Raw genomic sequence first — 18,582 nt, forward strand, 5'->3', positions numbered from 1 at the left:
GGAGAACCCGATGGCTTTCGCAGGCAACGTCGACGAACTGGCACTGCTGCAGACGATCCGGCTCAAGGGGCAGGTGACCGCCGACCTGCTCGCCGCCCACCTGGGTGTCACGGCCGCATCGGCGGAGGCGGCCCGCGACGCGCTGCTCGCGCAGGGCAAGGCGGAGGCGTCGGCCGACGGGGCGTTCGCCCTCACCGACGCCGGTGTCGCCGAACTCGGGTTCCAGCTCGACGCCGAGCGGGTCTCCGTCGACGAGGATTCGATCACCGAGATCCACGAGCGGTTCCTCGAACTCGACGGACCGCTGCGGGACCTGATTGCAGGGGCCGATACGGACGCCACGGATGTCGAGGTGCTGGCCGCGTTGGACCGTAAGGCGCAGGACGTGTTCGACGACGTGTCCGCGTTCGTGCCGCGACTGTCCCGGTACCAGGATCTGTTCGCGGAGGCGCTGACGAAGGCGCAGTCCGGCGACCGCACCTGGATCGCGGCGCCCGGCGTCGACTCGTACCTCACGGTCTGGGGTGAGATGGCCCGCGAACTCGAGGACATGGTGTCCGAACTCTGAACAGTTGCCGCCCTCTCCGGTCGCCGAGTATGTCCTGGATCACACTCGAGCTAGTACGTTGGGGAGACCGGCCCGGCCGGTAGACCCGGTGGGCGCCGGTGAGGCGTCCGGAGAGGATCCGCGATGTCCGCGACCCCACTGAAGACCCCGCTGCCGAGTCACACTTCGGGGGCCGGTGACACTCCGATGCTCGGGGACACGATCGGCGGCAACTTCGATCGCACCGTCGCTGCGCACGGCGGCCGGGACGCGCTGGTCGACCACGGCTCGGGGCGGCGATGGACGTACACCGCCCTGGCCGCGGAGGTCGAGGCCCTGGCCGCGGGACTGCTGGGACTCGGGGTCGCCGCGGGCGACCGGGTCGGCATCTGGGCGCCGAACTGCGCCGAATGGGTGTTCGTCCAGTACGCGACCGCGAAGATCGGCGCGATCCTCGTCAACATCAATCCCGCCTACCGTTCCCACGAACTGCGGTACGTCCTCGACCAGGCCGGGATCCGGATGCTCGTGTCCGCGCCGTCGTTCAGGACGTCCGACTACGCGGCCATGATCGCCGAGGTGCGGCCCGAGTGCCCGGTGCTCGAACACGTACTGCTGCTGGGCGGTCCGGACTGGGACCGGCTCGTCGCCGTCGGCCGGGACACGCTCGCCGCCGACCCCGACGCAGTATCCCGGGCGCAGCAGCGGTTGTCGGCGGACGATCCCGTCAACATCCAGTACACGTCGGGGACAACGGGTTTCCCGAAGGGGGCGACGCTCAGTCACCGCAACATCCTCGAGAACGGCTATTTCGTCGGGGAACTGTGCGGCTACACCGAGGCCGACCGGGTGTGCATCCCGGTGCCGTTCTACCACTGCTTCGGGATGGTGATGGGCAACCTCGCCTGCACCAGTCACGGTGCGGCGATGGTGATTCCGGCGCCGTCGTTCGACCCGGTCGCCACCCTGGCGGCGGTGCAGGCGGAGCGGTGCACGTCGCTGTACGGGGTGCCGACGATGTTCATCGCCGAACTCGCCGTCCCCGGTTTCGAGGACTACGACCTGTCGAGCCTGCGGACGGGGATCATGGCCGGATCCCCGTGCCCCGTCGAGGTGATGAAACAGGTCATCGAGCGCATGGGGATGGCCGAGGTGTCGATCTGTTACGGCATGACCGAGACGTCGCCGGTGTCGCTGCAGACCCGCCGCGACGACTCGATCGACCAGCGGGTGTCGACGGTCGGACGCGTCGGCCCGCACCTCGAGGTGAAGATCGTCGACCCGGTGACGGGGGAGACGGTGCCGCGCGGCGAGCCCGGTGAACTGTGCACCCGCGGGTACTCGGTGATGCTCGGGTACTGGAACAACCTCGAGAAAACCGCCGAGGCGATCGACGGGGAGCGCTGGATGCACACCGGCGACATCGGGGTGATGGACGCCGACGGCTACGTCGCGATCACCGGCCGGATCAAGGACATGGTGATCCGGGGCGGCGAGAACGTCTACCCGCGGGAGATCGAGGAGTTCCTCTACACCCACCCGGATGTGCTCGACGCCCAGGTGATCGGGGTGCCCGACGACACGTACGGCGAGGAGTTGATGGCGTGGATCCGGCTGCGCGACGGCGCGCAGCCTCTCGACGCCGCCGCGCTGCGCGCGTTCTGCACGGGCCGGCTCGCGCACTACAAGATCCCCCGGTACGTGCATCTGGTCGACGAGTTCCCGATGACCGTCACCGGGAAGATCCGCAAGGTCGAGATGCGGGAGCAGTCGATCGCCCTGCTCGCGCAGGGTTGACCGGAGGGGGTGGCGGCGGTGGAGGGCCTGCGTCCGGAGATCGAAATGTCGTGGCGGCGTTCGCAGCTCAGCGGTATCGACCCGGCGTGTGTGCCCGAACCGACGCTGCTCGATCCGTCGGACTCGGCCGGGCGGCTGTTGCGGGCCGCCCGACCGGTGCTCGACGAACTGCGGATACAACTGGCCGGTACCGGGTGCGGCATCCTGCTCGTCGACCGGGACTGCCGCGTCGTGTCCCGGGTGTTCGACTCCGACGCGATGCGCATCGCGATGGAGGGCGCCGGGGTGCTGCCCGGGGTCGCGCTCAGCGAGGAGAACTACGGCACCAATGCGCTCGGCACCCCGCTCGAGGTGCGGCAGGGGGTGGTCGTGCACGGACACGAACATTTCCTCGAGTCGTTCCGGCAGTTCAGCTGTTACGGGCAGCCGATCGTGCATCCGGTGACGCGGCGCATCGAGGGCATCCTCGACATCACCGCCACCGAGCAGACGGCGAACCCGCTGTTCGTGCCGTTCCTGGCGCGCGCCGTCCGCGACATCGAGTCCCGACTTCTCGAGGGGGCCCGCGAATCCGACCGGCGGGTCGTCGACGCGTTCCAACTCGCGGCCCGGCAGCGCGGGGTCGCCGTCGCCGCGATGGGGCAGGACATCCTGCTCACCAACAAGGCCGCCGTCGAACTCCTCGAACCGGGTGACCACGTCGCGCTGCGGACGCTCGCCGCGGAGGTCCCGGCGGGGGAGACCCGACGGCTCGAGTTCACGCTGTCCGCGGGCGGGCACACCGGACTGCGTATCGACCGGGTGGCCGGTGCCGAGAGCGGTGCCCTGTTCCTGCTCGACGTCGACGGGACCCGCGCCCCGATCCGGCGGACCGCTGCGCCGCAGGACGCCACCTCGCGGCTGCGGTCCCGGCTGCGGGAACTGCGGACGTCGGTCACCTCACTCGCGATCGTCGGTGAAACCGGAAGCGGACGCAGCTGGGCGGCACGGGAATTCGCTGGTGGGGAAGTGACGGTGGTCGACGCCGCGCACATCGTCGCGGAGGGGGAGCGGGCGTGGTGTGCGCGGCTGCTCGACGTCCCCGCCGGGCAGTGGGTGCTCGTCGAGCACGTCCATCTGGCCCCGGACCCGGTGCTGGCGCTGCTGTCGTCGCTCGTCGCCGCCGGGGACGGGCCGCGTCCGGTACTGACGTCCGACCCGCCGGTGACCGTCCGCCGGCCCGTGCGGGACCTGCTCGCGCGCTGCGGCGCCCAGGTCGCGGTGCCCGCACTGCGGCAACGGATCCGGGAGCTGCCGGCGTTGGTCACCGCCCTCGTCCACGATCTCGGCCGGGAGGGTCTACGGATGGGGCCGAGCGCGCTGACCGCACTGTCCGAGCACACGTGGCCGGGCAATCTCACCGAACTGCGGGCGGTGCTCGCGGGCCTGCCCGCGCGGCCCCCGGCCGGTGCGATCCGGGCCGTCGACCTGCCCGAGGAGTATCGCGGATCCGGTCGGGTGGCCCGGCTCGGCGGCCGGGAACGCGCCGAACGCGATGCCATCATCGAGGCGCTGCAGGAGAGCCACGGCAACAAGGTGCATGCCGCGGCCCGGCTCGGGATCAGTCGTACCACGCTGTACAGCCGGATCCGGGCACTCGAGATCACCGTCTGATCACACGTGGCCGCGCACGGTCACGGTGGGCTGTTCAAAGCTTGAACAGTTCCCCATCGGACCTCCGCCGCACCATGTATGTGCTCCACATCACATACGATGGCCTTCAGGAGGTACGGGCATGACTGTCGCTGCCGAACACTCCGTGTCACCACGGGTGCGCGAATTCCTCACCGGAACCAAACAGCTGTACATCGACGGCGCGTTCGTCGACGCGGCATCGGGCCGCACGTTCGTCACCGAGAACCCCGCGACCGGGCAGCGTCTCGCCGACGTCGCCCACGGCGAATCCGCCGACATCGACCGGGCGGTCCGCGCCGCGCGCCGCGCGTTCGACGAGGGCCCGTGGCCGTCGATGAAGCCGAACGAACGCGAACGGATGCTGTGGCGGGTGGGGGATCTGCTCACCGAACGAGCAGCCGAGTTCGGCCAGCTCGAGGCGCTCGACAACGGCAAGTCCGCGGCCGTCGCATCGGCCGTCGACACCGCGTGGGCCGCCGACGTGTTCCGCTACTACGCGGGCTGGGCCACCAAGATCGAGGGCAGCACCGTCAATGTGTCGATGCCGTTCGCGCCGGGCGGTGAGTTCCACGCCTACACGCTGCGCGAACCGATCGGTGTGTGCGGGCTGATCGTGCCGTGGAACTTCCCGCTGCTGATGGCGTCGTGGAAGCTGGCCCCGGCCCTCGCCGCCGGCAACACCGTCATCCTCAAACCGGCCGAGCAGACGCCGCTGACCGCGCTCATGCTCGCCGAGGTCTTCGAGGAGGCCGGGTTCCCGCCCGGTGTCGTCAACGTCGTGCCCGGCTACGGGGACGCCGGTGCCGCCCTGTCCGGGCACGACGACGTCGACAAGATCGCGTTCACCGGGTCCACCGAGGTCGGTAAGAAGATCGTCGACGCCGCGAAGGGGAACCTGAAGAAGGTGACGCTCGAACTCGGCGGCAAGAGCCCCAACATCGTGTTCGCCGACGCCGATTTCGATGTGGCCGTGCAGGGTTCGCTCAACGCGTGGCTGTTCAACCACGGCCAGTGCTGCGTCGCCGGTACCCGGATGTTCGTCGAGGACCGCATCTTCGACCGCTTCACCGAGGCTGTCGCCGAGGCGGCGAGCAAGGTCAAGATCGGTCCGGGGATCGATCCGACCACCGAACTGGGGCCGCTGGTGTCGCAGGAACAGTTCGACCGGGTCACCGGCTATCTGCGCGAGGGGCTCGCCGACGGCGCCCGCGCGCTCACCGGCGGAAAACGCTGGGGCGACACCGGATACTTCGTCGAACCGACCGTCCTGGTCGACGTGCGACCGGAGTTCAGTGTGGTGCGGGAGGAGATCTTCGGCCCCGTCGTCGCGGCCATGCCGTTCGACGCCGACGAGGGCATCGTCACCGCCGCCAACGACTCGATCTACGGTCTCGCCGCCGGCATCTGGACCCGCGACATCTCCAAGGCGCACCGCACCGCCCGCCGGCTCAAGGCCGGATCGGTGTGGATCAACCAGTACAACGGGTTCGACACCGCGATGCCGTTCGGCGGCTACAAGCAGTCCGGCTGGGGCCGCGAACTCGGCGCCTCCGCGATCGACCTCTACACCCAGACCAAGTCTGTCAACGTCGCACTCTGACGTTCCCCAGCTCTGCGCCCCTGCGGCGTCACGCCCCCTGAAGGAGGCTCCATGAAGACCACTGCTGCTGTGCTGCTCGAACCCGGGAAGCCTTTCGAGATCATGGAACTCGACCTGGACGGTCCCGGCCCCGGCGAGGTGTTGATCAAGTACACCGCCGCCGGCCTGTGTCACTCCGACCTGCATCTGACCGACGGCGACCTGCCGCCGCGCTATCCCATCGTCGGCGGGCACGAGGGTTCCGGCATCATCGAGGAGGTCGGCCCCGGCGTCACCAAGGTCAAGCCCGGCGACCACGTGGTGTGCAGTTTCATCCCCAACTGCGGCACCTGCCGGTACTGCGCCACCGGCCGGCAGAACCTGTGCGACATGGGCGCCACCATCCTGGAAGGCTCCATGCCCGACGGATCGTTCCGATTCCACTCCGGTGGAAAGGATTTCGGTGGCATGTGCATGCTCGGCACGTTCTCCGAGCGGGCGACGATCTCGCAGCACTCGGTCGTCAAGGTCGACGACTGGCTGCCCCTCGAGACGGCCGTCCTCGTCGGCTGCGGCGTCCCGTCCGGCTGGGGGACCGCCGTGTACTCCGGCGGTGTCCGGGCCGGCGACATCACCGTGATCTACGGTGTCGGCGGGCTCGGCATCAACGCCGTGCAGGGTGCGGTGCAGTCCGGTGCCCGCTACGTCGTGGTGGTCGACCCGCTCGAGTTCAAACGGGACACCGCACTGAAGTTCGGTGCGACACATGCGTTCGCGACCGCGGCGGAGGCTGCGGAGAAGGTCAACGAACTCAGCTGGGGTCAGGGCGCCGATCAGGCGCTGATCCTGGTCGGTACGGTCGACGAGGAGGTCGTGCAGGCGGCCACCGCCGTCATCGGCAAGGGTGGCACCGTCGTCGTCACCGGTCTCGCCGACCCCACGAAACTCACCGTCCACCTCTCCGGCGCCGACCTGACCCTCAACGAGAAGACCATCAAGGGAACACTTTTCGGTTCCGCAAATCCGCAATACGACATCGTGCGGCTGCTGCGCATGTACGATCAGGGTGAGCTCAAGCTCGACGAACTCGTCACCACCCGGTACCGGCTCGAGGACGTCAACCAGGGCTACCAGGATCTGCGGGACGGCAAGAACATTCGCGGAGTGATCATGCACGCCCCGTAACCGGACTCACCGGCGCACACGTGTCGAGATCCCGTTCGTATTCCCCCCTGTCGACGGGAGCGACGCACGTGTGATCACGAACCCCTCGTCTGCACATCCCCTGGCAGGCGAGGGGTTCGTCGTGCGCGGGTGTGGGGTGCCGGACGCTCCTGCGCGCGAGTTCGTCTCCCGCGCGCCCGATCGTGCGCGCGGGGAGTCAACTCGCGCGCGGCGGCAGCGCGGCGAGTGCCATCCGGCGCAGCACCGCACGGGTGAGGTCCGCGGCGTCGCCGGCGCTGTACGGCGTCGAGTTCAACAGTCCGAACGCGCCGTGCGCGGCGATGCGGGCGGGGGTCTCGTCGAGTGCCGGGTCGATGCGGCGCAGCACGTCCACCCAGATCTCGACGTAGCGGCGCTGGGTCTGCCGGACACGGCGGCGGGCGTCGTCGGGCAGCGAGTGCAGGTCGCGGTCCTGGACGCGGATGAGGTCCGGTTCGCCGAGCGCGAAGTCGAGGTGGAAGTCGACGAGTTCGGCGAGCGCGGCGTCCGGGTCGGTCGTTCGTTCGACGACGTCGCGGCCGCCGGCCAGGAGGCGCTCGCTGATGTCGGTGAGCAGCTCCACCAGCAGGGCGTCCTTGTTGGGGAAGTGCCGGTACACCGCGGGGCCGCTGATGCCGACCGCCGCCCCGAGGTCCTCGAGCCGGACGCCGGGGAAGCCGCGCTGCGCGACGAGTCGAGCCGCCGCCCGCAGCAGTTGCCGGCGCCGGTCGGCCTTGGCGCGGCTCCGGCTGGTGGCCTGCACGTCCGTCATGCGTCGTACCTTTCCTGCACTGTGATCTGGACAACTCAGTTAATCACGGATAACCTGATTTCAGTTAGTCGAGATTAACTCGATGCCGCGATCGTGCGGTGACGGGCCCCTCCGAGAGGACGGTGACGTGACAACCCTCCAGACTCCGCCGCAGTCGGCGAATCGTGAACGACACCTCGAACTGGTCGCCGAACTGCGCGGCAAACTCGCCGTCGCGGCCCGCGGCGGCAGCGACAAGGCCCGCGACCGGCATGTGGCGCGCGGCAAACTCCTGCCCCGCGACCGGGTGGATACGCTGCTCGATCCGGGCAGCCCGTTCCTCGAACTCGCACCGCTCGCCGCGAACGGCATGTACGACGACGCGTGCCCCGGGGCCGGCGTCATCGGCGGTGTCGGACGCGTCTCCGGGCGCGAGTGCGTGATCGTCGCGAACGACGCCACCGTCAAGGGCGGCACCTACTATCCGATGACGGTCAAGAAGCATCTGCGGGCGCAGGAGATCGCGCTGCAGAACAATCTGCCGTGCCTCTACCTCGTCGACTCCGGCGGCGCGTTCCTGCCGATGCAGGACGAGGTGTTCCCCGACCGCGAGCATTTCGGCCGCATCTTCTACAACCAGGCGACCATGAGCGCCAAGGGAATTCCGCAGGTTGCCGCGGTCCTCGGCTCGTGCACGGCGGGCGGCGCGTACGTGCCCGCAATGAGCGACGAGGCTGTCATCGTCCGGAACCAGGGCACCATCTTCCTGGGCGGTCCGCCGCTCGTGAAGGCCGCGACCGGGGAGGTCGTCACCGCGGAGGAACTCGGCGGCGGCGACCTGCACTCGCGGATCTCCGGGGTCACCGATCATCTCGCCGACGACGACCGGGATGCACTGCGCATCGTCCGGGACATCGTCTCGACGTTCGGTCCGCGGGCGCCGCGCCCGTGGGACGTCGTCGACACGGTCGCCCCCGACGCGGAGCAGGACGAACTGTACGACGTGGTCCCCACCGATCCCCGCGTCCCGTACGACGTGCGCGAGGTGATCACCAGGCTCGTGGACGGAGCCGGGGACGCGAGCGGCTCGAGTTTCCGGGAGTTCAAGGCAGAGTACGGCCGGACGCTGGTCACCGGGTTCGCCCGTATCCACGGACACCCGGTCGGCATCGTCGCCAACAACGGTGTGCTGTTCGCCGAGTCCGCCCTCAAGGGCGCGCATTTCATCGAACTGTGCGACCAGCGGTCGATCCCGCTGCTGTTCCTGCAGAACATCACCGGATTCATGGTGGGCCGCGAGTACGAGTCCGGCGGTATCGCCAAACACGGCGCCAAGATGGTCACCGCGGTCGCGTGTGCGCGGGTGCCGAAGCTGACGGTGGTGATCGGCGGTTCGTTCGGTGCCGGCAACTACTCGATGTGCGGGCGCGCGTACTCGCCGCGGTTCCTGTGGATGTGGCCGGGCGCCCGTATCTCGGTGATGGGCGGGGAGCAGGCGGCGTCGGTGCTCGGGGCCGTCGGGACCGGCAAGGATTCGGGACACGACCCCGACGCGATACGCGACCGGTACGAGGCGCAGGGCAACCCGTACTACTCCACCGCACGGCTGTGGGACGACGGTGTGATCGACCCGGCCGACACCAGAACCGTTGTGGGGCTGGCGCTGTCGGCGTGCGCCAACGCGCCGCTCGAACCGGTCTCCTACGGCGTCTTCCGGATGTGAGGGACACATGACCATGCAGTTCGATACCGTCCTCGTCGCCAATCGCGGCGAGATCGCCGTCCGGGTCGTCCGCACGCTGCGGCGTCTGGGGATCCGTTCGGTCGCCGTCTACAGCGAGGCCGACGTCGACGCCCGGCACGTCCGCGAGGCCGACACCGCGGTACGGATCGGTCCGGCACCCGCCCGCGACAGCTACCTCGACATCGGCCGGGTGTTGGACGCGGCACGCCGCACCGGCGCGCAGGCGATCCACCCCGGCTACGGATTCCTGTCCGAGAACACGGCGTTCGCGGCGGCGTGTAAGGACGCGGGCATCGTGTTCCTGGGCCCGTCGGCGCACGCGATCGAGGTGATGGGCGACAAGATCACCGCCAAGAACGCGGTCGCGGCGTTCGGTGTGCCGGTGGTGCCGGGCATCGCGAAACCCGGCCTCGCCGACGCCGACCTGATCGCCGCGGCCGACGACATCGGCTACCCGGTGCTCGTCAAACCGTCCGCGGGCGGCGGCGGCAAGGGGATGCGCCTGGTCGAGGATCCGGCGGATCTGCCCGCCGCCCTGGTGAGCGCGAGGCGGGAGGCGGCGTCCGCGTTCGGTGACGACACCCTGTTCCTGGAACGGTTCGTGCTGCGGCCCCGGCACATCGAGGTGCAGGTCATCGCCGACGCCCACGGCAACGTCGTGCACCTGGGGGAGCGGGAGTGCAGTCTGCAGCGCCGGCACCAGAAGGTGATCGAGGAGGCGCCGTCACCGCTGCTCGACGCCGCGACCCGCGCCCGGATCGGTGCCGCGGCCTGCGACACCGCCCGCAGCGTCGACTATGCCGGTGCCGGCACCGTCGAGTTCATCGTCTCCGCGGACCGGCCCGACGAGTTCTTCTTCATGGAGATGAACACCCGTCTGCAGGTGGAGCATCCGGTCACCGAGATGGTCACCGGCCTCGACCTGGTCGAGTGGCAGGTGCGGGTCGCGGCCGGGGAGCCGCTCGGCTTCACCCAGGACGACGTCACCCTCACCGGGCACGCGATCGAGGCCCGCGTCTACGCCGAGGACCCGGCCCGCGGCTTCCTGCCGACGGGCGGCACGGTGCTCGGTCTCGCGGAACCCGGTGCGGCAATGGATATCCGGGTGGACTCGGGTCTGCGGGTCGGCGCGGCGATCGGCAGCGACTACGACCCGATGCTCGCGAAGGTGATCGCGCACGGCGCCGACCGCGGTGAGGCCCTGCACCGACTCGACCGGGCCCTGGCGGAGACGGAGGTACTCGGGGTCGTGACCAACGTGCACTTCCTGCGGTTCCTGCTCGCCGATCCCGATGTGGTCGCGGGCGATCTGGATACCGGTCTGCTGGACCGGCGTCTCCCCGACTACCACGGGCCCGCCGCAGACGACGACGTGCTCGCCGCGGCCGCCGCCCACCACTGGCTCGCGTTGTGGGGCAAGGTGTCCCGGAGCGGTGACCTGTGGGATGCGCCGACCGGCTGGCGGGTCGGCGACCGGCACCCGGTCTCGTGGCGGCTGCGCGGTGGGGACCGCACCGCGCACGTCCGGATCGCGGGCGATACGGCCGCCGCGACCGTGCAGATCGATGACGGCGACCCCCGCACCCTCGTCACCCGACGCGACGGCGACACCCTCACCGTCGTCGTCGACGGCCTCCGCGACACCTACCGCGTCGCCGGACACGGCGGTGACCTGTGGCTCACCGGACGGGGCGGCACCTGGACCGTGTCGCTGCTGCGGGAGACCGCGGTGCGCGGCGACGACGTCCACACCGGTGACGCCGACCTGGTCAGCCCGATGCCCGGCACCGTCATCGCGGTCCCCGCGACCTCCGGCGACACCGTCGACGCCGGCACCGCCGTCGTGGTCGTCGAGGCCATGAAGATGGAGCACACCCTGTCCGCGCCGGTCGCCGGCGTCGTCGACGTCCTGGTGGCCGTCGGCGATCAGGTGACCGTCGACCAGTCGCTCGCCCGCGTCACCCCCGTATCCGATTCCGCACCCGCACTCGCCGCCGAGGAGGCCGCATCGTGACCGACTACCTGTCCACCGCATCGCTGCCCGACGAGTACCAGCAGCTCGCGAAGACGGTCCGCGACTTCGCGCAGACCGTCGTCGCCCCCGTCGCCGCCGAACACGATGCCGCCCACACCTTCCCGTACGCGGTGGTCGACGGCATGGCCGACATGGGCCTGTTCGGGCTGCCGTTCCCCGAGGAGTACGGCGGCATGGGCGGCGACTACTTCGCGCTGTGCCTCGCGCTCGAGGAACTCGGCAAGGTCGACCAGTCCGTCGCCATCACCCTCGAAGCCGGGGTGTCGCTCGGCGCCATGCCGGTCCACCGGTTCGGCACCGAGGCCCAGAAACAGGAGTGGCTGCCGCGGCTGACGAGCGGAAAAGCGTTGGCCGCGTTCGGCCTCACCGAACCCGGCGCGGGCAGCGACGCCGGCGGCACCCGCACCACCGCGAAACTCGAGGACGGGCAGTGGGTGGTGAACGGCAACAAACAGTTCATCACCAACTCCGGCACCGACATCACCCGGCTCGTCACCGTCACCGCCGTCACGGGCACGAAAGAGAATGGCAAAAAGGAGATCTCCACCATCCTCGTCCCGACGTCCACCCCCGGTTTCACCGCGGAACCGGCGTACAACAAGGTCGGCTGGAATGCGTCCGACACGCATCCGCTGACCCTGCAGGACGTCCGTGTCCCCGAGGCGAACCTGCTCGGTGAACGCGGTCGCGGCTACGCGAACTTCCTGCGCATCCTCGACGAGGGCCGCATCGCGATCGCCGCCCTGTCGGTGGGGGCCGCGCAGGGCTGCGTCGACGAGTGCGTCCGCTACGCCCGCGAACGGGAGGCGTTCGGGCGGCCGATCGGCGCGAACCAGGCCATCGAGTTCAAGATCGCCCGGATGGAGGTGCGGGCCCACGTCGCCCGCACCGCCTACTACGACGCCGCCGCACTCATGTTGTCCGGCAAACCGTTCAAGAAGCAGGCGGCTATCGCGAAGCTGATCGCGAGCGAGGCCGCGATGGACAATGCGCGCGACGGCACACAGATCTTCGGCGGATACGGTTTCATGAACGAGACCCCGGTCGCCCGGCACTATCGCGACAGCAAGATCCTCGAGATCGGTGAGGGCACCACCGAGGTGCAGTTGATGCTCATCGCACGCGAGTTGGGAGTGGGGCAATGACGATGCGACGGATCGTCCAGCGGGGCCTGTGGCTCGAGGAGTTCGAGACCGATGTGCTCTACGAGCATCGTCCCGGACGCACCGTCACCGAGGCCGACAACGTCCTGTTCACGACGCTCACCATGAATCCGCAGGCGCTGCACCTCGATGCGGCGTTCAGCGACGCCCTGCCGCCGTTCAACCAGCGTCTGGTCAACTCGATGTTCACGCTGTCCACGCTCGTCGGGTTGTCGGTGGCGCACCTGACGCAGGGCACCATCGTCGCGAACCTCGGTTTCTCGGAGATCGCGTTCCCGAAGCCGCTGTTCCACGGCGACACCCTGTACGCGGAGACGGTCGTGACGAACGTGCGCGAATCGAGGAGCCGACCCGGGGAGGGCATCGTGACGTTCGAGCACACCGGCCGCAACCAGCACGGGGAGATCGTCGCGACCGCGACCCGCAAGACCCTCGTCCGGAAGAAGCCGACGTGATCGGCCCGGCGTGGCTGTTCTGTCCCGCCGACCGGCCGGACCGGTTCGCCAAGGCCGCGGCCGCCGCGGACGTCGTCATCCTCGACCTCGAGGACGGGGTGGCGCCGGCCGACAAGGCGGCCGCGCGGCAGGCGCTGATCGACACCCCGCTCGACCCGGACCGCACCGTCGTGCGGGTGGGCGCGTACGGCACCGACGACCACACGCTCGACGTCGCCGTTCTGGACCGGACGCCGTACACGACGGTGATGCTGCCGAAATGCGAGTCCGGCGAACAGGTTCGGGCACTCGCGCCGCGGTCGGTGATCGCCCTCGTCGAATCCCCGCTCGGGGCGCTCGCGATCCCGGAGGCGGCCGCCGCCACGAACTGCGCCGGCGTCATGTGGGGCGCGGAGGATCTCGTCGCCGCGCTCGGCGGTTCGTCGAGCAGACATGCCGACGGCACGTATCGCGACGTCGCCCGGCACGTGCGGTCGACGGCGCTGCTCGCGGCGAAGGCACACGGCCGGTTCGCGCTCGACTCGGTGTTCCTCGACATCCCCGACCTCACCGGTCTCGCCGCGGAATGCGATGACGCCGTCGCCGTCGGTTTCGATGCGAAGGTCGCGATCCACCCGAGCCAGCTCGACGTCATCCGCCACGCCTACACACCGACACCCGAGCAGACCGACTGGGCGGCACGGGTTCTGGGCGCCGCGACCCGCGAGCGCGGTGTGTTCGCGTTCGAGGGCCGGATGGTGGACGCACCGGTGCTGCGGCACGCCGAGCAGATCGTCCGCCGGGCACGGCAGGGAGGGAACGGATGACGACGATGCAGACCCGTCCGCAGTGGGAACCGTCCGACGACGACGTCGCCCGCGCCCGGATCACCGACTTCACTCGGTGGGTGGAGGCCCGGACCGGGCTGTCCCTGCCCGGCTACGACGCCCTGTGGCAGTGGTCGGTCGACGACGTCGACGGCTTCTGGCGGGCGATCCTCGACTACTTCGACGTGCCGGTCACCGGCGACCGGGAGCCGGCCCTCGCCGAGGACCGCATGCCCGGTGCGCGGTGGTTTCCCGGTGTCACGCTCAACTACGTCGACCAGGTGGTGCGGCACGCCCGCGACGACCGGCCCGCGATCGTCCACGAGGACGAGGCCGGTGACACCGAGACGCTGTCGTGGGCGGAGTTGCTGCGGCAGGCCGGGGCGCTCGCGGCGACGCTGCGTGAGCACGGTGTCGGCGTCGGCGACCGGGTCGTCGGCTATCTGCCGAACATCCCCGAGGCGGTGATCGCGTTCCTCGCGACCGCGAGCCTGGGGGCGGTGTGGTCGGCGTGCGGGCAGGACTATTCGGCACCCGCCGCCCTCGATCGGCTCGGCCAGCTCGAACCGGTCGTTCTCGTCACCGCCGACGGCTACCGGTTCGCCGGCCGGGACCACCGGCGCGACACCGAGATCGCGCAACTGCGGGCCGGGCTGCCGACCCTGCGGGCCACGATCGTGGTGCCGCGGCTGGGGGCCGTCACGATTCCGGGCACCGTGACGTGGGCCGACGCCACCGCCGGCGACGCCCCGCTGGAGCCGGTCGAGGTCCCGTTCGACCATCCGCTGTGGGTGGTGTTCTCGTCCGGCACCACCGGCCTGCCCAAGGGCATCGTGCACGGGCACGGCGGCGTCGTGCTCGAACACCTCAAGGCGGCTGCACTGCACACCGATCTGGGCCGCGACGACACCTTCTTCTGGTACACCAGCCCCAGCTGGATGATGTGGAACTACCAGGTGGCCGGGCTGCTCGTCGGGGCGACAATTCTCTGCTACGACGGCAGCCCCGCCCACCCGTCCCCGGACCGGCTGTGGCACATGGCGTCCCGGCACACCGTCACCGTGCTCGGCACCAGTCCCGGCTACGTGCTGGCGTGCGAGAAGGCCGGTCTGAGCCCGTCCGTCGACCACGACCTGAGCCGGCTGCGGACTGTCGGTATCACCGGATCCACGCTGCCACCGTCACTGTCGTGGTGGCTGTCCGACAATGTCGGCGCACGGGTGCAGGTGTCGTCGATCAGCGGCGGCACCGATGTGGTGTCGGCGTTCGTCGGCGGCACCCGGACCGTGCCGGTGTGGGCGGGGGAGTTGTCGGGGCCGTATCTGGGGGTGGCGCTGGACGCGTTCGACTCCGGCGGACACCCGGTCCGCGGCACGGTCGGCGAACTGGTGATCACCCGGCCGATGCCGTCGATGCCGGTGCGATTCTGGAACGACGGCGACGGATCCCGCTATCGCGGCGCCTATTTCGACACGTATCCGGGGGTGTGGCGGCACGGCGACTGGATCACGATCACCGAACGTGGCGGCGTCGTCATGCACGGCCGTTCGGATTCGACGCTCAACCGCAACGGGATCCGGATGGGCAGTGCCGACATCTACCAGGTGGTCGAGCGGATGCCGGAGATCGCCGAGGCCCTCGTCCTCGGTGTCGATCTCCCGGACGGCGGCTACTGGATGCCGCTGTTCGTGGTCCTCGCGGCCGGCGCCGCCCTCGACGACGGCCTGCGCGACCGCATCCGTACCGAGATCCGCACCCACGCGTCGCCACGACACGTGCCCGACGAGATCATCGCCGCACCCGGCGTCCCGCACACCCGCACCGGCAAGAAACTCGAGGTCCCGATCAAACGTCTGATGCAGGGCGGGGAGACGGACCGGGTGATCGACCGCAGCGCCGTCGACGACCCCGACCTCGTCGACTGGTACGCCCGGTTCGGGAGGCGGTGACGGTCAGGCGTCGAGTGCCCGGTCGTGGACGTCGCGTACGGCCCGCCCGGACGGGTCGGCGAGGGCCGCGAATTCGGGATCCCATTCCAGGGCGGCGGGGGTGGAGCAGGCGATGGATTTGCCGCCGGGCACCGTCTGTGCGGCCGCGTCGCCGGGGAAGTGGCGGTCGAAGATGCTGCGGTACAGGAACGCTTCCTTCGTGTCCGGCGTGTTGTGTGGGAAACGTGCTGCGGCGTCGGAGAATTCGGCGTCGGTGACGACGAGTTCGGCATGGTCCTTGAGGCCGTCGATCCAGCCGTAGCCGACGCCGTCGCTGAACTGTTCCTTCTGCCGCCACAGGATTTCGTCGGGCAGTGCCCCGTCGAACGCCTCCCGGACGATGTGCTTCTCGATGCGGCCGCCGCCGGCCATCTTCGCGGCCGCGTCGATACCCATCGCGGTGTCGAGGAACTCGAGGTCGAGGAACGGCACCCGCGCCTCGATACCCCACGCCATCATCGACTTGTTGGCGCGCAGGCAGTCGTAGTTGTGCAGTGCGTCGAGCTTGCGGACCGTCTCCTCGTGGAACGCCTCCGCCGACGGCGCCTTGTGGAAGTAGAGGTAGCCGCCGAAGATTTCGTCGGCGCCCTCCCCGGACAGCACCATCTTCACGCCCATCGCCTTGATGCGGCGGGCGAGCAGGAACATCGGCGTCGACGCCCGGATCGTGGTCACGTCGTACGTCTCGATGTGCCGGATCACCTCCGGCAGGGCGTCGAGCCCCTCCTCGAACGTGTACACGAACCCGTGGTGCGCGGTGCCCAGCATGTCGGCGGCCTTCTCGGCGGCCGCCAGATCGGGGGAGCCGTCCAACCCGATCGCGAACGAATGCAGCCGCGGCCACCACGCCTCGCTGCGGTCGTCGTCCTCGATGCGGTCGCGGGCGAACTTCGCGGCGCACGCGGCCACCAGCGACGAATCGAGGCCACCGGACAGCAGCACCCCGTAGGGGACGTCCGTCATCAGCTGTCGGCGCACGGCCTGCTCGAACGACGCCCGCAGCGTCTCCGGGGCGATCGTGACGCCCGCGGTCGCGTCGTGCTCACGCCAGGTCCGGTGGTGGAATCGGTGCAACTCCCCGGTCGCGGTGTCGTACACGTGCCCGGGCGGGAACTGGGCGGCGTCGTCGCACACGTCGACGAGCGCCTTCAGCTCCGACGCCACCAGCAGCCGCCCGGCCGCGTCGTGTCCCCAGTAGAGAGGACAGACACCGATCGGATCCCGGGCGATGATCGCCGCCTGCCGGTCCCGATCCCACAGCGCGAACGCGAAGATGCCGTTCAACGCGGACACGAAGTCGGTGCCGCCGCTGCTGCGGTACAGCGCGTTGACGACCTCACTGTCCGAGCCGGTCGTGAAGTCGTAGTCGAGCCCGTCCCGCAGCTCCCGATGGTTGTAGATCTCGCCGTTCACCGCGAGGGCCAGCCGGCCGTCCCGCGACCGCAGCGGCTGCGCACCCGACGCCGGATCGACGATCGCCAGCCGCTCGTGCACCAGGATCGCGCCGTCGTCGGCGAACACCCCGCTCCAGTCCGGGCCGCGGTGCCGCTGCCGGCGGGACAGTTCCACGGCATGGGCGCGCAGCGCGGTGTGGTCGTCGCCGGACGACAGGCCGAAGATGCCGAAGATCGAGCACACCGGAAGAAACACCCCTCGTGAGAAGACGACAGAGAAGACAACTGTGTCGACGAAGCGGACAGCCCGTCGACAGTACAAGGTGCCGGGGTCGACGACCGCTGTTCGCGGCCCTGTGAGGCGCCGGTCACGTCCGCCCGGTTCGAGACCTTGGCCACCACGACCTCCGCGTTCCCGAGGAAATCAGCTGAACCCTTGTACCCTTCAGTCGAGTGAATCCGGGCGGGTTGCCCGACGAGACCGAGGAGTGACGCGGTGGCGGTCGGACCGAAGTCGACGGTGGTGCGGGTGCCGAAGGCCGGGGAGCTGGTGGCGGCGAATCTGCGGCGTCGCATCGTCACGGGTGAGTTGCGGACGGGGGATCCGTTGCCGAACGAGTCGGTGCTGATGGAGCAGTTCGGTGTGTCGCGGCCCACGTTGCGGGAGGCGTTCCGGATTCTGGAGTCGGAGTCGATCATCACGGTGTTGCGGGGGGCGCGGGGTGGGGCGCGGGTGTTGGCGCCGGATGCGTCGATGTCGGCCCGCTACACGGGCCTGTTGTTGCAGTATCGGGGGACGCCGCTGGTGGACGTGTACCGGGCGCGGGCGTCGTTGGAGGTGTCGGCGGTGGGGATGCTGGCGGAACCGGGCCGGGTGGCCGCACTGGACGCGTTGGCGGCTCTGGTCGAGGCGGGTGCCGGGTTGGTGGACGACGCGGCGGGGTTCGCGGGCCACGACGTGCGGGTGCATCAGGGTTTGGTGGATCTGGCGGGGAACGAGACTTTGTCGGTGCTGGCGGGCATGCTCGTCCACATCATCGACGCGCACAATGCCCTGTTCATCGCGGCGCACGGGGACGGACAGGAGCAGCCGGCGGCTCGTGCGGCGCAGCGCGCGTACGTGAAGTTGCTGGAGTTGTTGCGGGCCGGGGACGCGGTCGGCGCCCAGGAGTTCTGGCGGACGCATCTGGAGGGAATCGAGAGGTACATGGTGGGGGATTCGGCGGCGACGCTGGTGGAAGTGTTGTCCTGAGGTTTGTAACGCGGGCGCGATAGACGGGGTGGACGGGACGGCTTCGGCGTGGTCTCGAGTTTGCATCAACCAGCGGCCCGCGGGGAGTATGGCAAAGGCTCTCGGCGGGGCCCAGGCGTGCCCGTCGGCGCCCGGTCGATTCGTCGGGCGCGCTGGGGGGACGGGCTGATGAGAGAGTGTCAGGAGATTTAGTG

Annotated in this window: 14 protein-coding genes; 12 read left to right on the forward strand and 2 right to left on the reverse strand. The window is 69.7% G+C overall.

Translation table 11 applies throughout. The features are described 5' to 3' along the window. Window positions 1-10 precede the first annotated feature (10 nt). The 5 genes from E0497_RS11650 to E0497_RS11670 all read left to right on the forward strand — a co-directional run bounded on the left by E0497_RS11650 (window position 11) and on the right by E0497_RS11670 (window position 6,782). Window positions 11-568, forward strand: a complete 558-nt coding sequence (locus tag E0497_RS11650; RefSeq protein WP_137724958.1) for a hypothetical protein — start codon at window positions 11-13, stop codon at window positions 566-568. A 123-nt stretch (window positions 569-691) separates the two neighbouring features. After that, window positions 692-2,344: an AMP-binding protein gene (locus E0497_RS11655; protein WP_137724959.1), complete on the forward strand. Its 1,653-nt coding sequence runs from the start codon at window positions 692-694 to the stop codon at window positions 2,342-2,344. Between the two features lie 18 nt (window positions 2,345-2,362). After that, entirely contained in the window at window positions 2,363-3,997 is a 1,635-nt protein-coding gene (locus E0497_RS11660) for a sigma-54-dependent Fis family transcriptional regulator (protein ID WP_137724960.1), read from the forward strand. Window positions 3,998-4,118: 121 nt separating this feature from the next. After that, window positions 4,119-5,618, forward strand: a complete 1,500-nt coding sequence (locus E0497_RS11665) for an aldehyde dehydrogenase family protein (protein ID WP_137724961.1) — start codon at window positions 4,119-4,121, stop codon at window positions 5,616-5,618. Window positions 5,619-5,669: 51 nt separating this feature from the next. Continuing rightward, window positions 5,670-6,782 carry an NDMA-dependent alcohol dehydrogenase gene (locus E0497_RS11670; RefSeq protein WP_137724962.1) on the forward strand — a complete coding sequence of 371 codons (1,113 nt, stop codon included), beginning with the start codon at window positions 5,670-5,672 and terminating at the stop codon, window positions 6,780-6,782. 196 nt (window positions 6,783-6,978) lie between these two features. Here the strand turns inward: E0497_RS11670 and E0497_RS11675 are convergent, their stop codons facing one another. Further along, window positions 6,979-7,572 carry an SACE_7040 family transcriptional regulator gene (locus E0497_RS11675; protein ID WP_137724963.1) on the reverse strand — a complete coding sequence of 198 codons (594 nt, stop codon included), beginning with the start codon at window positions 7,570-7,572 and terminating at the stop codon, window positions 6,979-6,981. A gap of 127 nt (window positions 7,573-7,699) precedes the next feature. On the opposite strand from E0497_RS11675, the gene E0497_RS11680 reads away from it, so the two are divergent. Genes E0497_RS11680 through E0497_RS11705 form a run of 6 tightly spaced genes read left to right on the forward strand, consistent with a single transcriptional unit; the run spans window position 7,700 to window position 15,703 of the window. Continuing rightward, window positions 7,700-9,274 carry a carboxyl transferase domain-containing protein gene (locus E0497_RS11680; RefSeq protein ID WP_137724964.1) on the forward strand — a complete coding sequence of 525 codons (1,575 nt, stop codon included), beginning with the start codon at window positions 7,700-7,702 and terminating at the stop codon, window positions 9,272-9,274. A gap of 7 nt (window positions 9,275-9,281) precedes the next feature. Further along, window positions 9,282-11,309, forward strand: coding sequence for an acetyl-CoA carboxylase biotin carboxylase subunit (locus E0497_RS11685; protein ID WP_137724965.1), 2,028 nt, complete (start codon window positions 9,282-9,284; stop codon window positions 11,307-11,309). Then, entirely contained in the window at window positions 11,306-12,475 is a 1,170-nt protein-coding gene (locus tag E0497_RS11690; RefSeq protein WP_137724966.1) for an acyl-CoA dehydrogenase family protein, read from the forward strand. Before E0497_RS11685 ends, E0497_RS11690 begins: the two co-directional genes overlap by 4 nt. Continuing rightward, complete coding sequence (locus E0497_RS11695) at window positions 12,472-12,948, forward strand: MaoC family dehydratase (RefSeq protein WP_137724967.1); 477 nt, start codon at window positions 12,472-12,474, stop codon at window positions 12,946-12,948. The genes E0497_RS11690 and E0497_RS11695 overlap by 4 nt, the downstream gene beginning before the upstream one ends. After that, the gene (locus tag E0497_RS11700) at window positions 12,945-13,754 is read left to right on the forward strand and encodes an HpcH/HpaI aldolase/citrate lyase family protein (protein ID WP_137724968.1); all 810 of its coding nucleotides are present in this window, start codon (window positions 12,945-12,947) and stop codon (window positions 13,752-13,754) included. The genes E0497_RS11695 and E0497_RS11700 overlap by 4 nt, the downstream gene beginning before the upstream one ends. Further along, entirely contained in the window at window positions 13,751-15,703 is a 1,953-nt protein-coding gene (locus tag E0497_RS11705; protein ID WP_137724969.1) for an acetoacetate--CoA ligase, read from the forward strand. The genes E0497_RS11700 and E0497_RS11705 overlap by 4 nt, the downstream gene beginning before the upstream one ends. Window positions 15,704-15,706: 3 nt before the next feature. On the opposite strand, the gene asnB is transcribed toward E0497_RS11705, so the two are convergent. Continuing rightward, complete coding sequence (gene asnB, locus E0497_RS11710; protein WP_206663634.1) at window positions 15,707-17,392, reverse strand: asparagine synthase B; 1,686 nt, start codon at window positions 17,390-17,392, stop codon at window positions 15,707-15,709. 240 nt (window positions 17,393-17,632) lie between these two features. Between asnB and E0497_RS11715 the strand changes: the two genes are divergently transcribed. Beyond that, window positions 17,633-18,388 carry a FadR/GntR family transcriptional regulator gene (locus E0497_RS11715; protein WP_137724970.1) on the forward strand — a complete coding sequence of 252 codons (756 nt, stop codon included), beginning with the start codon at window positions 17,633-17,635 and terminating at the stop codon, window positions 18,386-18,388. Window positions 18,389-18,582 lie beyond the last annotated feature (194 nt).

The organism is Prescottella subtropica (assembly GCF_005434945.1).
Taxonomy (GTDB): domain Bacteria; phylum Actinomycetota; class Actinomycetes; order Mycobacteriales; family Mycobacteriaceae; genus Prescottella; species Prescottella subtropica.